General features: G+C 70.5%; 12 protein-coding genes and 2 riboswitches. Of the genes, 5 read left to right on the top strand and 7 right to left on the bottom strand.

What is annotated here, in order from left to right; all coding sequences use genetic code 11:
- Nucleotides 1-152 precede the first annotated feature (152 nt).
- Nucleotides 153-578 (bottom strand): nitroreductase family deazaflavin-dependent oxidoreductase, encoded by a 426-nt coding sequence (locus BST10_RS11985; protein WP_083037928.1) that lies wholly within the window; start codon nt 576-578, stop codon nt 153-155.
- Between the two features lie 13 nt (nt 579-591).
- Nucleotides 592-882 carry an antibiotic biosynthesis monooxygenase family protein gene (locus BST10_RS11990; protein ID WP_083037930.1) on the bottom strand — a complete coding sequence of 97 codons (291 nt, stop codon included), beginning with the start codon at nt 880-882 and terminating at the stop codon, nt 592-594.
- A gap of 127 nt (nt 883-1009) precedes the next feature.
- Here BST10_RS11990 and BST10_RS11995 point away from each other — a divergent pair, with 127 nt between their 5' ends.
- Nucleotides 1010-1456 carry a hypothetical protein gene (locus tag BST10_RS11995; protein WP_083037932.1) on the top strand — a complete coding sequence of 149 codons (447 nt, stop codon included), beginning with the start codon at nt 1010-1012 and terminating at the stop codon, nt 1454-1456.
- Here the strand turns inward: BST10_RS11995 and BST10_RS12000 are convergent.
- The 4 genes from BST10_RS12000 to cobN are packed head-to-tail and all read right to left on the bottom strand — an operon-like array spanning nt 1442 to nt 7948.
- A complete protein-coding gene (locus tag BST10_RS12000) occupies nt 1442-2176 on the bottom strand; it encodes a cobalt-precorrin-6A reductase (RefSeq protein WP_083037934.1) in 735 nt (244 codons plus the stop codon). The genes BST10_RS11995 and BST10_RS12000 overlap by 15 nt on opposite strands.
- Nucleotides 2173-3624 carry a cobyric acid synthase gene (locus BST10_RS12005; RefSeq protein ID WP_083037936.1) on the bottom strand — a complete coding sequence of 484 codons (1452 nt, stop codon included), beginning with the start codon at nt 3622-3624 and terminating at the stop codon, nt 2173-2175. The genes BST10_RS12000 and BST10_RS12005 overlap by 4 nt, the downstream gene beginning before the upstream one ends.
- The gene (gene cobF, locus BST10_RS12010) at nt 3624-4367 is read right to left on the bottom strand and encodes a precorrin-6A synthase (deacetylating) (RefSeq protein WP_205277416.1); all 744 of its coding nucleotides are present in this window, start codon (nt 4365-4367) and stop codon (nt 3624-3626) included. Before cobF ends, BST10_RS12005 begins: the two co-directional genes overlap by 1 nt.
- On the bottom strand, nt 4367-7948 hold the full coding sequence (gene cobN / locus BST10_RS12015; RefSeq protein ID WP_083037938.1) for a cobaltochelatase subunit CobN: 3582 nt from the start codon (nt 7946-7948) through the stop codon (nt 4367-4369). Before cobN ends, cobF begins: the two co-directional genes overlap by 1 nt.
- A 30-nt stretch (nt 7949-7978) precedes the next feature.
- A riboswitch (cobalamin riboswitch) is annotated at nt 7979-8097 on the bottom strand.
- A 5-nt stretch (nt 8098-8102) separates the two neighbouring features.
- Nucleotides 8103-8295, top strand: a riboswitch (cobalamin riboswitch).
- A 37-nt stretch (nt 8296-8332) separates the two neighbouring features.
- On the opposite strand from cobN, the gene BST10_RS12020 reads away from it, so the two are divergent.
- From BST10_RS12020 to BST10_RS12035, 4 genes are read left to right on the top strand one after another with little or no spacing between them, the layout of a single operon-like run.
- Nucleotides 8333-9523 (top strand): ABC transporter substrate-binding protein, encoded by a 1191-nt coding sequence (locus BST10_RS12020; RefSeq protein ID WP_083037940.1) that lies wholly within the window; start codon nt 8333-8335, stop codon nt 9521-9523.
- A complete protein-coding gene (locus BST10_RS12025; RefSeq protein WP_083037942.1) occupies nt 9520-10572 on the top strand; it encodes a FecCD family ABC transporter permease in 1053 nt (350 codons plus the stop codon). Before BST10_RS12020 ends, BST10_RS12025 begins: the two co-directional genes overlap by 4 nt.
- A gap of 53 nt (nt 10573-10625) precedes the next feature.
- Nucleotides 10626-12401, top strand: a complete 1776-nt coding sequence (locus BST10_RS12030) for an ATP-binding cassette domain-containing protein (protein WP_235673638.1) — start codon at nt 10626-10628, stop codon at nt 12399-12401.
- A complete protein-coding gene (locus tag BST10_RS12035; protein ID WP_083037944.1) occupies nt 12398-12976 on the top strand; it encodes a DUF7676 family protein in 579 nt (192 codons plus the stop codon). The genes BST10_RS12030 and BST10_RS12035 overlap by 4 nt, the downstream gene beginning before the upstream one ends.
- Before the next feature lie 107 nt (nt 12977-13083).
- Here the strand turns inward: BST10_RS12035 and BST10_RS12040 are convergent, their stop codons facing one another.
- Nucleotides 13084-14667, bottom strand: a complete 1584-nt coding sequence (locus BST10_RS12040) for a PPE family protein (protein WP_083037946.1) — start codon at nt 14665-14667, stop codon at nt 13084-13086.
- Nucleotides 14668-14686 lie beyond the last annotated feature (19 nt).

Consider the following 14686-nt stretch of genomic DNA (forward strand, 5'->3'; position numbering starts at 1 on the left):
AGCCAGCAAAAGGACCGGGCGCCCAGTGGACCCCAGAGTCAAGGAACTGGCGGAGTCTTCACCTCCGCGTGAGCTTCCGCGCTCGGCCGAGCGCGGCTGGCGGCGATGGATCGCTGCGGCCACATCGGCATTGCGCTGCGGGGGCAGCTGAGCTACGAGGCGCTTCTGGTCAGCTCGATGACGGGGATGACCCGGTCGGTGCGCTCCCGGTACCCGGCGAAGCCGGGATAGCGCTGCGCCTGGATGTCGTAGAGCCGGTCATGCTCTGCCCCGGTGATCTCGGTGGTGGTGACGGGAAAGGTCTCGGTGCCGATCTCGACGGTGGCCGACGGGTTCGCCCGCAGGTTGTGATACCAACCGGGATGATTGTCCTTGCCCTCGTTGGAGGCGAACACGAAAATCCGGTCGCCCTCGGGCAGGTACATCATCGGGCTGGTGCGCGGCTGCCCGGACTTGGCCCCGGTCGTGGTCAGCAGCAGGACCGGCGCCCCTTCGAACGGGCCGCCCAGCTTGCCGCCGTTGTCGCGGAACTCCGCGATGTTGCGGGCATTGAATTCCAGGGTTCTCTTCGCGTCCACGGGTCCATCATCCCTACCCGATCGCGACGAAGTGCTCGATTACCGGCGGGGACTCGTAGAACTCGTGCAGCAGTGCCCGCCACTGCGCGAACTCAGGCGACTTCCGGAAGCCCTCGGTGTGCGCCTCGACGCTGTCCCATTGCACCAGCAGCAGGTACAGGTTCGGCGACTCGATCGACCGCGACATCGAAATCCCCTGAAAGCCCGGCTGCGCCGCGATCAGCGGTCGTGCGGTGGCGAAGGCCGCTTCGAACTCGGCTTCGCGGCCGGGGCGGATGGGCAGTACTCCGTGTTCCACAATCACGCCCGTCAGTCTGCCCGAGGCGAGTGTGGCCGGGATTACCGCCCAAAGACCCTTGTCTGTTACTTCGCGACACAGTTAGCTTTGTCTGCAACCGACGGACACAGCTAACTCGGGAGGCAGCAGCGACATGGGTGCGATCGCGGCGGCAGTCGTCTTCGCCTGGTTGGGCATGGTGCTGGCGATCTCGTTCATCGAGGCGCCGCTGAAGTTCCGGGCGCCCGGCATCACCCTGCAGCTGGGGCTGGGTATCGGCCGGTTGGTGTTCCGTGCCCTCAACACCGTCGAGATCGTGCTGGCGACGGTGGTGGTGGTCGCGGTCGTCACGCATCCGCCCGGGCGGCTGGCGCTGGTGGCCATCAGCGTGGCGGTGACGATGCTGCTGGTGCAGTCGCTGTTCGTGCGGCCCCTGCTGCGCCGCCGCTCCGATGCGGTGTTGGCCGCCGCCGTGGCACCGCCCGGTGGGATGCGCGAGCGCTCCCGGGCCCACTACGCCTACGCCGGGCTGGAGGTGGTCAAGGTCGCCGGGTTGCTTACCGCCGGTACCGTCCTACAGCTCTGGTCAGTGGCCGCCTAGCACCCAGGCCAGCGCCTGCTCGACGTCGTACACGCATCGCACCCCCGCCGGCCGGTCCGGGCGTCGCACGATGACCACCGGCAGCCCGAGTTCCTCGGCGGCCAACATCTTCGGCCAGGTGTACTCGCCCCCGGAATCCTTGGTCACCACGCTGTCGGCGCGGTGATCGCACAGCAGCGCGAGTTCGCCCGGCAACGCATAGGGCCCCCGGTCGGTGACCACCGTCCAACTCGGTGGCAGCGTGATCGAGGGCGGGTCGACGACACGTGCCAACACCGCCGCGTCGGCCAGCGCCGGCAGGTAGGACGCCAGTTGTTGGCGACCGATCGTCAGCACCGGCCGCCGGCTCAGCCGGGCCGCCACCGCGGCAGCCTGCTCGTGCGAGTCGACCCACCGCCAGGACGGCCGGGCGCGCTCCGCCCAGCCGGGCCGCTCGAGCCGCAGCAGCGGGCGGCCCGCAGCCGAACAGGCGGCGGCCGCATTGCGGGACATGGTGGTGGCGAACGGGTGCGTGGCGTCGACGACGGCGTCGTAGTCGGCCAATGCCGCACGCAGACCGTCGATTCCGCCGAATCCGCCGATACGCACCGCCCCGGCCGGCAGCCGCGGGTTGGCCACCCGGCCGGCCAGTGACGTGGTGACATCCACGCCGGCGGCCACCAATCGGTCGGCCAGGGCGCGGGCTTCGGCGGTCCCGCCGAGCAGCAACACGTGCGTCACGGTGCCCCCGCCGCCAAGAACGGCAGCCCCGGTGGCGGCCCGCCGCGTGTCAACGCCAGCAGGGCATCGACATCCAGCTGCTGTTCGACCAGATCGGCCAGCAAGTCGAGCCGGTGCTCGCGGGCGCCCGGAAACGACACCCCGGAGGGTTCCATGCCGAGGCTTTCGGCGAGGAACTCGGCGCGCAGCGCGTCCTGTTCGAAACTTCCGTGCCGCATGGTGCCGAACACCCGACCGGCACGCACGCCGCCGAGAAAGTCCTGCACCCGCTCACCCCGGCTGATCCGGCCGTGGTGTATCTCGTATCCGCCGTCGGACAGCCGCAGCACTTTGGCTGCGCCGAAACATGTTTCGACGTCCAGCAGACCCAGGCCGGCCACCTGGCCCGGTGCACCCTCGATGCCCTCCGGGTCGCGGATCGACCGGCCCAGCAGCTGAAAACCGCCGCAGATCCCCAGCACCGGCTTGCCCGCTGCGGCGTGCGCGACGACCGCGGCATCCAGTCCGCGCGAGCGCAGCCAGCCCAGATCGGACACCGTGGCGCGGGTTCCCGGCAGCACCACCAGATCGGCGTCGGACAGCCCGCGCGGGTCGGAGGCGAACACCACGTCCAGATCGGGTTCCAGGCCCAGGGCGTCCAGGTCGGTGAAGTTGCTGATCCGCGGCAGCCGGATCACCGCCACCCGTCGCGCCCCGGTCCGCGCCGAGCGCCTGCCGTCCAGGTCCAGGGCGTCCTCGGAATCCAGCCACAGCTGCGGATGCCACGGCAGGGTGCCGAAGACCCGACGCCCGGTGCGCCGCTCCAGTTCCCGCAGCCCCGATTCCAGCAGCCCGGTATCACCGCGGAACTTGTTCACGATGAACCCGGCGATCAGCGCCTGATCCGCCGCGTCGAGCAACGCGACGGTGCCGAAGAATCCCGCGAACACCCCGCCCCGGTCGATGTCTCCGACGACCACCGTCGGCAGATCGGCGTGGCGGGCCAGCCCCATGTTCACGAAATCGCTGTCACGCAGGTTGATCTCGGCCGGGCTGCCGGCACCCTCGGCGATGATCACGTCGTAGCGGGCCGCCAGATCGTCGTAGGCGGCGTGGGCGGCGTCGGCCAACGCCCGGCGCCCCTCCCGCCAGTCCGACGATGAGACCTCCCCCCAGGGCCGGCCCATGAGCACCACATGGCTGCGCTGGTCGCTGCCGGGTTTGAGCAGCACCGGGTTCATCGCCGGCTCGGGGACAGCCCGCGCGGCCAGCGCCTGAACCCATTGCGCCCGGCCGATTTCCGTAGCGGCCCCGTCGGCGCCGGTGCACACCATCGAGTTGTTCGACATGTTCTGCGCCTTGTACGGCGCCACCCGCACGCCGCGACGTGCCAGCGCCCGGCACAACCCGGTGGCCACCACGGTCTTGCCGGCGTCGCTGGTGGTTCCGGCGATCAGCAGCCCGGCCATCAGGGCCTGCGCACCAGGAAGATGTCCATCACCCAGCCGGCCTCGGCGCGGGCTGCGCGGCGGGCGTCGGCGATCTGCCCCGCGACGTCGCCGACTCGGCCGTGCACCAACCGCTCCCCCGCGGCGCCGAGGTTGGCGCCCCACCAGATCGTCCAGTCGGCCAGCGCGGAAAGCTCCAGCCCGTCGGGGTTGAGCATCGCGACGATGTTGTCCTGACCGGCGCCCACGGCTTCCGAAAGTCGCCGCCCGGTGGTGATGTGCACCGGCCGGCCCACCTCGTGCAGCACGATCCGGTGTCGGGCGGCCAGCAGCTGCGGGGCGCTGATACCGGGCAACACCTGGAAATCCAGTTCCACGCCAAGGGCTTTCATCCGCTCCATGATGCGGATCGTCGAGTCGTACAGCGATGGATCGCCCCAGACCAGAAATGCCGCGGTGCCACCCCGCTCACCCAGCACCTCGGCGTAGCGCGCCGCTCGGGCCGCATGCCAGTCGGCGACCGCGCGGCTATACCCGGGTCCGGTCAGCTCCGGTGAGCGGTCGCGCGGTGGGTCGGCGACGGTGACGATCGGGACTGCGGGAGCGTAGGCGTCGACTATCGCGCGGCGCAGCGCCAGCAGGCCGTCCTCGGATCCCTTGGCTGCGGCCAGCACGTAGTCGACGCTGCGCAGCACCTCGGCGGCCTCGGCCGTGACGTGCTGGGGGCCCATCCCGACACCCAGGATCCAGACCTGCAGCGCCATTAACGGTCCTCCAAATCCCCTTCGACGTCCAGATAGGCCTGCTGTAGCGCCGCCATCGTCTCCGGATCGGGGTCAGCCCACAGGCCCCGGTCGGCGGCCTCCTTCAACCGCTCCACGATGCCCTGCAGCGCCCACGGGTTGGATTTGTCGAGGAACTCGCGGGTCTGCGGATCCAGCACGTACTCCGCTGCGAGCTTCTCATACATCCAGTCGTGCACCACGCCGGCGGTGGCGTCGAAGCCGAACAGGTAGTCCACGGTGGCGGCCAGTTCGAAGGCGCCCTTGTAGCCGTGCCGACGCATCGCGGAGATCCAGCGCGGGTTGACCACCCGGGCCCGAAACACCCGAGCGGTCTCCTCGGCCAGCGTGCGGGTGCGCACGGCATCCGTCGACGTCGAGTCGCCCACATAGGCTTTCGGATCTGCGCCGGTCAGCGCCCGCACCGTCGCGATCATGCCGCCGTGGTAGACGAAGTAGTCATCGGAGTCGGCGATGTCGTGCTCGCGGGTGTCGATGTTCTTCGCGGCCACCTTGATCCGCCGGTAGTTGGTGCGCATGTCATCGGCGGCCGCGCAGCCGTCCAGTCCGCGGCCGTAGGCGAATCCGCCCCAGGCGGTGTAGACCTCGGCCAGATCCTTATCGTCGCGCCAGGTTCCGGACTCGATCACCTGCAGGATGCCGGCACCGTAGGAGCCGGGCGCGGAACCGAAGACGCGGGTGGTGGCCCGGCGCAGGTCGCCGTGGGACGCCAGGTCGGCGCGGGCGTGGGCGGCCACGAAGTTCGCCTCGTCCGGCTCGTCGAGGGTCGCCACCAGCTGCACGGCGTCGTCGAGCATCGTCACCACGTGCGGGAAGGCGTCCCGGAAAAATCCTGAGATGCGCACCGTCACATCGATGCGCGGACGCCCCAACTCCTCCAGCGAGACGACCTCCAGCCCGGACACCCGCCGGGAGGCCTCGTCCCAGTCGGGTCGCACCCCGAGCAGGGCCAGCACCTCGGCGACGTCGTCGCCGGACGTGCGCATCGCCGAGGTCCCCCACACCGACAGCCCCACCGACTCCGGATAGCCGCCCGTTTCGTCGAGGTAGCGCCGCAGCAGCGAATCGGCCATCGCCTGCCCGGTCTGCCACGCCAGCCGGGACGGCACCGCCCGCGGGTCGACGGTGTAGAAGTTGCGTCCGGTGGGCAGCACGTTGACCAGGCCACGCAGCGGTGACCCGGACGGTCCCGGCCGCACGAAGCCGCCGGCCAGCGCATGCAGCACCGAGTCCAGCTCGGCTGCGGTGCCGGCCAGTCGCGGAACCACTTCGACCGCAGCGAATCTCAGCACCCGGCACACCTCGGGATCGGGATGCAGCGTGTCGGCGGCGGCCGCATCCCAGCCGGCGGCCTCCATGGCTTCCACCAGTTCCCGGGCACGGTCCTCGATCTCGTCGACGACGGCGGCAGCAGCGCCTTCCTTCAAACCCAGCGCGGCCCGCAGCCCCGGTACCGCGTGGTCCACCCCGCCCCACACCTGCGGGGCGCGCAGGATCGCCAGCACCAGGTTGACCCGCTCGGCTCCGGCCGGGGCGCCGCCGAGCACGTGCAGTCCGTCGCGGATCTGGGCGTCTTTGATCTCGCAGAGCCAGCCGTCGACGTGCAGCAGGAAGTCGTCGAACTCCTCGTCCTGCGGCCGCTCGTCCAGGCCCAGGTCGCGGTGCATCTCCGCGGCGCGCATCAGGTTCCAGATCTCGCCGCGGATCGCCGGCAGCTTGCCGGGATCCATGGTGGCGATGTTGCCGTACTCGTCGAGCAGCTGCTCGAGCCGCGCGATGTCGCCGTAGGACTCGGCGCGCGCCATCGGCGGGATCAGGTGGTCGACGATGGTGGCGTGCGCGCGGCGTTTGGCTTGCGCTCCCTCGCCGGGGTCGTTGACCAGGAACGGGTAGATCAGTGGCAGGTCGGCGATCATGGCGTCGGTGGCGCAGCTCGCCGACAGTGCCGCGGTCTTGCCGGGCAGCCATTCCATCGAGCCGTGCTTGCCCAGGTGGATCACCGCGTGCGCGCCGAAACCGTGTGCCAGCCAACGGTATGCGGCCAGGTAGTGGTGGCTCGGCGGCAGCTCCGGGTCGTGGTAGATGGCAACCGGGTTCTCCCCGAAGCCGCGCGGCGGCTGGATCATCAGCACGACGTTGCCGGATCGCAGTGCGGCCAGCACGATCTCGCCGGCGTCGTTGACGAACAGGGTGCCCGGCGCCGGGCCCCACGCCGCCGTCATCGAGTCGCGCAGCTCGTCGGGCAGCTCCGCGGTCCACTGGGCGTACTGCTGTGCGGTCACCCGTACCTGAGCACCGGCCAGCTGCGCGGCGGACAGCCAGTCCTCGTCCTGGCCGCCGGCCTCGATCAGGGTGTGGATCAGCCGGTCCCCGGCCTGCGTCTCATCCTCGATGCCCAGCACCCCGAAGCCGTCCCCGACGTCGTAGCCGGCGTCGGACAGCCGGTGCAGCAGCCGCACCGCCGAGGCCGGGGTATCCAGCCCGACGGCGTTGCCGACCCGAGAATGCTTGGTGGGATAGGCCGACAGCACCAGCGCCAGCTTCTTCTGGGAGTTCGGGATCCGGCGCAGCACAGCATGGTTCACCACGACACCGGCTACCCGGGCGCAGCGTTCGGGGTCGGCGGCGTAGTGGGGCAGCCCGTCGTCGTCGATCTCCTTGAACGAGAACGGCACCGTGATGATCCGGCCGTCGAATTCCGGGATGGCGATCTGGGTGGCCGAGTCCAGCGGGGTCACACCGTCGTCGTTGGCTTCCCAGTCCGCCCGCGACGACGCCAGGCACAAGCCCTGGAACACCGGAATATCCAGCGCGGCGACCTGTTCGATGTCCCAGGCGCCGTCGTCGTCGCCGGCACCAACGGTCGCGGTGGCGTTCATCGCGCCGCCGGCCGCCAGCATGCAGACCACCACCGCATCCAGGGTGCCCAGCGCGTCGAACAACTCGTCGGGGGCGTTGCGCAGCGACGCGGCGAAGATCGGCACCCCGACCGCCCGGCCGGTGGCGTCGATCGCGTCGGCCAGCGCGTGGGCGAACCCGGCGTTCCCGCTGACTTCGTGGGCCCGGTAGTACAGCACCCCGACCCGCACCGCATCGGGTGCGTCGACCGGCTCGCGAGACCCGTATCCCCATTCCGGGATCACCGTCGGCTCATCGAAGCCCTCACCGGTCAGCAACACCGTGTCGCACAGGAACGCGTGCAGCTGCGCCAGATTCGCCGGCCCGCCCTCGGCGAGGTAGGCGTGCGCCTGCGCCGCCAGCCCGATCGGGACCGTCGAGCACTCCATCAGCTCGGCGTTGGGTGATCGCTCCCCGCCGAGCACCACCACCGGCAGGCCCGTGGCGCGCAGCAGCGTCAGCTCGGCGTCGATCTCCGCGGACGACCCCAGGATCCGCAGCACCACGACATCCGCCCCGTCGAGCACCGCTTCGATGTCCTGGCGCGCCGGGTTGCCCAGGTTGTAGGCCGCCCCGCTGGCGCGTGCCGACAGCAGGTCGGTGTCGGACGTGGACAGCAAGGCGATGCGCCGGGCATCAGACATCGGGGTTCCTCCTCGGGGTTCGCGCCCCATCCGGTCGGGTGTCCCGCGGCCAGTGTCTGGCTGACGAAGCGCGAACCGGCGCTCCTCACAGTGGCGGAACCGCCCCGGAATTCCACCGGGTTCCTGATGCCACGAGACGGCGGCCAGCCTAGCCCAGCGCGGCATGCAAGAATGTCGCCGGTAAGGCGATGGCAACACAGTGAGGAAGCCGGTGTGAATCCGGCGCGGTCCCGCCACTGTCATCGGGGAGTGACCCTCATCGGCCACGGTCCGCCACGTGTGGGGCTGGAAGGCGAGGCGAGCAGTGATCCGAGAGCCAGGAGACTCACGTCATCGCGTCCTGCGAACCGGGGCGGTGTACCCCGAGGAAGCTGATGCACGCCCATGTCCCGTGCACTGCGGGTAGTCCCCGTGCTGGCCACCGCGCTGGCCCTGGCGCTGGCCGGCTGCTCGGCCGAGCACGCCCCCCGCACCGCCGACGGGCGGCAGGACTGCATCACCGACTTCGATCCGCACACTGACTACTTTCCGGACAAATCGACGCTGTCGGATGCCGCCAACTTCGCCATCGAATACCACCGCAGCTATCAGATCCTGACCGTGCACCGCCCCTATCTCGGCGGCAAGCCGGTGTCCTATGTGTTGGTGCGCTGCGGGGCGCCTGCCCCGGCACTGAGCGGCGAACTGGCTGCCGCCCAACGCATCACCGTCCCGGTGCGCAGGCTGTATTCGGGTTCGACGACGCATCTGGCGATGATCACCGAACTCGGCGAGGCCGACGTGGTGGCCGGGGTGGCGAGCCCGGCCGCGGTCGCCGATCCGCAGATCCGCGAGCGCATCGACGCCGGTGAGACCGTCGGCTACGCACCCGGCGGGCAGGTCAACATCGAAAGCGTGCTGCACGCCGGCCCCGACGTGCTGGTCACCCAGGGCATGGACGACGCCGGCTACCCCAAGTTGCGGGAGGCCGGCCTGCCGGTGGTCGCCGACGCCGAATGGTTGGAGCCCACCCCGCTGGGCCGCGCCGAGTGGATCAAGATGTTCGCCGCGCTGACCGGCGCCGAACGCCGGGCCGGGCAGGTCTATCAGGGCATCCGCGACCGCTACCGGGCGCTGGCCGCGCAGGCCTCGGGGGCCGCGCCGACCAAGGTGCTGGTCGGCACCATGTACTCGGGCCACTGGTCCATGCCGACCGGCGCCAGTTACTCCGGGCGCCTGGTGGCCGACGCCGGCGGCAGCTACCCCTGGCTCCCCGACGACGGCGCCGAGAGCCGGCAGCTGAATTTCGAATCGGTCTACACCCGCGCGGCAGACGCACCGCTGTGGCTGGTCACCGACGACTGGGCAACCGTCGATGACGCGGTGGCACGCGACAGCCGCTACGGCGAACTCGCCGCGGTCCGCACCGGCCAGGTGTGGTCGGCGACCAAGGCGATCGGGCCCGGCGGTGGCAATCTGTACTGGGAACGCGGCACCGCGCGACCGGATCTGCTGCTCGGCGACCTGGTCGCGATCCTGCATCCCGAGCTGGGCTCCGGGCATGATTTCGAGTTCTACCGGCAGGTGCCGCGATGACGGCCGCCGCGGTGCGGCCCGGGCGCGCGACGCTGGTGCTGGCCGGGCTGATCGCCGCGGTGCTGGCGCTGACGCTGCTGGGGCTGGCGCTGGGGCCGGTGCGGGTACCGCTGGCCGACACCGTGCGGGTGCTGCTCGGCGCCGAAGCATCGGATCCCCGCTGGCAGGTGATCGTGGCGAACATGCGGCTGCCGCGGGTGCTCACCGCGCTGGCCGCCGGGTCCGCCCTCGGGGTCGCCGGCCTGCAACTACAGACGCTGTTCCGCAACACCCTGGCCGACCCCTACATCCTCGGGGTCAGCTCCGGGGCCAGCCTGGGTGTGGCGCTGGTGGTGCTGGCCGGCGGTGCCGCCGGCGCCGGTTTCCGCACCACCGGGGGCAGCCGCGCCGGGGAGGTGCTCGCGGCGGCACTCGGCGCGGCGGCGATGTTGACGCTGGTGCTGGTGTTGTCGCGTTGGACCCGCTCGGCGGCGACGCTGCTGCTGATCGGGGTGATGATCGGCGCGGCCAGCACCGCGCTGGTGAGCCTGGCGCTGGTGTACTCCGACCCGCAGCGGGTGCAGCAGTATCTGCTGTGGGGCTTGGGCAGTTTCGCCGCAACCGGCTGGACCGACCTACGGCTGCTGCTGCCGCTGGTGGCCGTCGGGCTGATCGCCGCGGCGATGACGATCCGGCCGCTCAACGCCCTGCTGCTCGGTGAGAGTTACGCGGCGACCATGGGCATCAACGTGCACCGCGCCCGCATCGTCACGGTCGCCTCGGCATCACTGCTGGCGGGGGTGACGACCGCGTTCTGCGGGCCGATCGCCTTCCTCGGACTGGTGGTTCCGCACGTGGCCCGCATCGCCGTGGGCACCTCCGACCACCGGATGGTGCTGCCGACGGTGATGTTGCTGGGCGCGGTCGCCGCGCTGGCGTGCGGCATTGTCAGCCAGGTCCCGGGCAGCGATCTGGTCATCCCGATCAACGCGGTGACCGCGCTGGTTGGGGCGCCGGTGGTGATCACCGTGCTACTGCGGGCCCGCCGCGGATCGGGGATGCCGTCATGACACCGGCTGTTCAGCGAGACTCGACGGAGGAGAGGCGAAGCTGGGACCGCCGCATGACGTCCGACCTCATGCCGTCGGTGGCGGCGGTTGAGCTCGTCGACCTGGCGATCGGCTACCGCCGCAGGCGCCGGTCGACGACGGTGGCCAACGGCTTGAGCGCGCAGGCCCGCCGCGGCGAGCTGACCGTGCTGATCGGGCCCAACGGCGCCGGCAAGTCCACCTTGATCCGCACCCTGGCCGGATTGCAGCCCGCACTCGGTGGCCGCGTGCTGCTGGACGGCGCCGACCTGACCGGCCTGCCCCGCGACGAACTGGCCCGCCGGGTCGCGGTGGTGTTGACCGAGCGGATCGACCCGGGCCTGCTGTCGGCGCGAGCACTGGTGGGCCTCGGCCGTATCCCGCACCTGGGGTTGGGGTCTCGGCTGCGTCCCGCCGACGAGGAGATCGTCGACTGGGCGCTGGCCGCGACCGGTGCCCAGCATCTGGCGTCGCGACCGGCCGTGGAGTTGTCCGACGGTGAATGTCAGCGTGTGCTGACCGCGCGTGCGCTGGCGCAGCAGCCCGGGCTGCTGATCCTCGACGAGCCGACCGCGTTCCTGGACGTGTCGTCGCGGGCCGGGCTGTTCGGGCTGCTCCGCAAACTGGCCCGCGACCAGCAGTTGGCGGTGGTGCTCAGCACCCACGACCTGGAATTGGCGCTGCGGGTGGCCGACCGGGTGTGGCTGCTGGACCCGGCCGGCACCCTGGTCGACACCGTCGGCGAGGAGCTGATGCTGTCCGGGCGCATCGGGGCGATGTTCGACACCGACACACTGCGTTTCGACCCGGGCAGCGGCATGTTCGCGTTCGGCACCGAAGGCGGTGAGCGCCGATCCGCGCGCATCGACGCCGGCGAACCGTTGCGCACCGCACTACTGCGGGTGCTGTCGCGGGAGGGCTGGGACACCGCCGAGCCAGGCGAGAACTGTGAACTTCTCGTCACCGCAACCGATCCCGGCGCGGTCACGCTGCGCTGCGCGACGTCGACCACCCACACCGCGATGCGCGACCTGCCGCAGCGGTTGCGCACGCTGCCCACCGGCCCACACCGCTGCGCACCGGCCGACCGGGTGGTCTCCGCGTTGGCTGAACTGGCGGACGTCAGCCCGTATTTCGCGGTGTCCACCGGGCCGGTCGAAGGCGGCGGCTGGCGCCCGGTGACACAGCTCTATACCGACGAAGATCTGCTCGCCGATGCGGTCGGCACCGTGCGAGACCGGATCGGCGCATCGGATTTTCGGGTGGCCGCCTCGACCTTCTTCCTGGGCTTCGCGGCGCGGCTGTGGTCGATCGGGCTGGGCGGGATCGCCGAACACGGCCTGCTGTTGGACCTTGACCCCGGTGAGCTCTGGTACTCCGAATCCGGCGGAACGGTGCGGCTGCACCTGGCGAATCCCATGGCCTGGCAGGGACCGGACCTGGCGTCTCGGCTCGCCGACATCGTCTTGAGCAGGCACCTGACACCGCTGGCCGCCGCGGTGCGACGGCTCGGTTCGATCTCGGAGAAACTGCTGTACGGCAATGCCGCCTCCGCCGCGCTGGGCGCCGCCCGTGCGCTGCACCGCCATCACGGTGCACAGCTGGCGGCCGAACCGTGCTGGGAGCTCGCACGAACGGTGTGCGACGACGAACGACTCACCGACACAATACGTTTCAACGACTCAGGCACCGACTACCGGCGCGCCACCTGCTGCCTGTTCTACCGCACGCCCGACGGCGGGTTATGCATCGACTGCGCACTCACCCATAAGCCCGAGATTCGCACACCCGATAAGAAGGGATTCACATGACCGAAACCGCCACCGAGATCGTCGCCGATCCCCCGATCGTCGACACCGAAGACCGTGGCCGCGAACAGCTGTGGCCGCTGCCCACCGATCAGCAGAGCCTGTTGGATCTGCTGCACCTGTGCTTCGACGAGTACTGGGACGAGATCTGGTTCGGCATCATCATGCAGGGCGCCGCCTGGGAGGTGGCCGCACCGAATGCGCCGCGCAAGATCGCGATGCTCGACGGCTACGCCACCGTCGATTTCGGCCGCTGGCACTTTCACCTGTGCATCGGCAAGCACCGGGCCAGCGGCTCCGAGCTGGGCCGGATCCGCCGCTGCACCCGAGCGGAGCTGTATCGCCGGATCGGCAAGGACGGCAACCCGATGTCGTGGGGAGTGCGCCTGTTCAACGGCCGCGACGAGCAGATGATGACGCTGATGCTGCCCAATCCGTTCCTCACCAACGACCAGCAGATCCGTGAGGAGCCCGAGTGGGGCCAGCTGGAGCTGTGGGACAAGTTGCGCGAGAAGTACCTGGGGCTGGGACCGGACCCGTTGGACCGCAGCGGGGCTCGGATCCGCTGCGGCGGTTAGCAAGGCTCGACGCAGGAGAGCCGCAGCTGGACCGCCGCATCAGACCCGGCGGTTAGCAAGGCTCGACGCAGGAGAGCCGAAGCTGGACCGCCGCATCAGACCCGCGGTTAGGTCTCGTCGGCCGGCCAGGTATTGGGCATCATCGGGCTGACCGCGCCACCGCCGAATCCGTCGTCGGCCAGCGCGGTCAGCCCGGCCGGGCGGGCGCCCGCCCCCCGGTGCGAGCCACCGGCGAAGCCTTGTGCCGCACCCCGATCCGAAGCCGCCACCAGTGCCGGCTCGGGTTCCAGATCCATGTACTCATGGCCGCGGCCCAACATGTCGGCCGTCGACTTGCGCCGCCGCCGCCGGGGCGCGGTCTGCTCGGCCGCCTCGGCTGCGGGGATGTCCGCGCTGTCCGGCTTGGGCACCGGCTTCTTGCGGGCACTGGTTCCTGATGCGCGTCGGGCACCCATGTCCAGGCCCCCGACCATGTACATGTAGGCCGGCATGGTGACCGACGGCGGCCCGGCAGGTGTGGGAGGCGGCGGCACCGCGGCGGCCGCCGCGAAGTGGTGCGCCAAGCCGCCGATGCCCAGGCCGCCGAGCACCCCGGCCGGGGCCAGCACGCTCGTGGCGGCCAGCGCGGGCAGCAATGCGGGTATCAGTGCCGTCTGGGTGATCAGGTAGTTGAGTGCCTGAATGGTGTTACCGATCGTCGCGCCGACGATCTCGACCATCGCCAGCGGTACCACCAGGCCGAGTCCCTGGGGGTTGAACAGCGCCGTGTACATGATCGCCAGCAGATCGTCGACGATGACGATGGTGGTGAACGCGAAATACGACCCCGGATCCAGGGGCACCGAGAAGATGTACGCCAGGTTTGCCGGGTTGAGATAGCTCAGCGGGTTGCCGGTCCACCCCAGCCACGAGCCGGGCACGCCCCACGGCGGCAACAACGACGATCCGCTCTGCAGGCTCGTGAAGAAATCGGCGAGCGGACCCGAGATGCCGGTGAAGCCGATCTTGTCGAAGAACTCGGTCAACTGCGCATACAGCGGGTACTGGCTGCTGTCGGGATACGGCGGGCTGGGGACGAGTCCTTCGAGCCATTTCGCGAAGTCGAGGAACCACTGGGGCGGCTCCGGCGCGGTCGCGTCCGCGCTCCCGGCGGCCTTGAGCACCGGGGGCGCCGGCTCGGTCTGCGGCGATGACGCCACCGCGGCGGTCGCGGTGGCCTCGTAGGCGGTCATCACGGTGGCAGCCTGCAGCCACATCCGCGCGTAGTCGGCCTCGTTCAGCGCGATCGGAATCGTGTTGACGCCAAAGAAGTTCGTGCCCACCAGCACCGCATGCGTGACATGGTTGGCCACCAGCTCGGCCATCGTCGGCATCGCCGCCAGCGCGCCGCTGTAGGCGGCAGCCGCGGTCTGCTGCTGGGCAGCGGCCGCCGTGGCGTCGGCACCGGCACGCACCAACCACGCCAGGTAGGGCGCGTTGGCGGCCACGAACGCCTCCGCGGACGGGCCCTGCCAGGCCCCGGCCTGCACCGCGCCCAACAGGGCGGTCAGCTCATCGGCGGTGGCGGTGTACTTCGCCGACAGCGCGGCCCACGCGGCGGCCGATGCCAGCAGCGGGCCGGCGCCGGGACCGGCCGATAACAAGGTTGAATGCACTTCCGGCGGAGACGCCATCCAAATAGGCGCGGTCACGTCGACCAGCTCTCTCGGG

The sequence above is a fragment of the Mycolicibacter algericus DSM 45454 genome (genome assembly GCF_002086455.1).
Taxonomy (GTDB): domain Bacteria; phylum Actinomycetota; class Actinomycetes; order Mycobacteriales; family Mycobacteriaceae; genus Mycobacterium; species Mycobacterium algericum.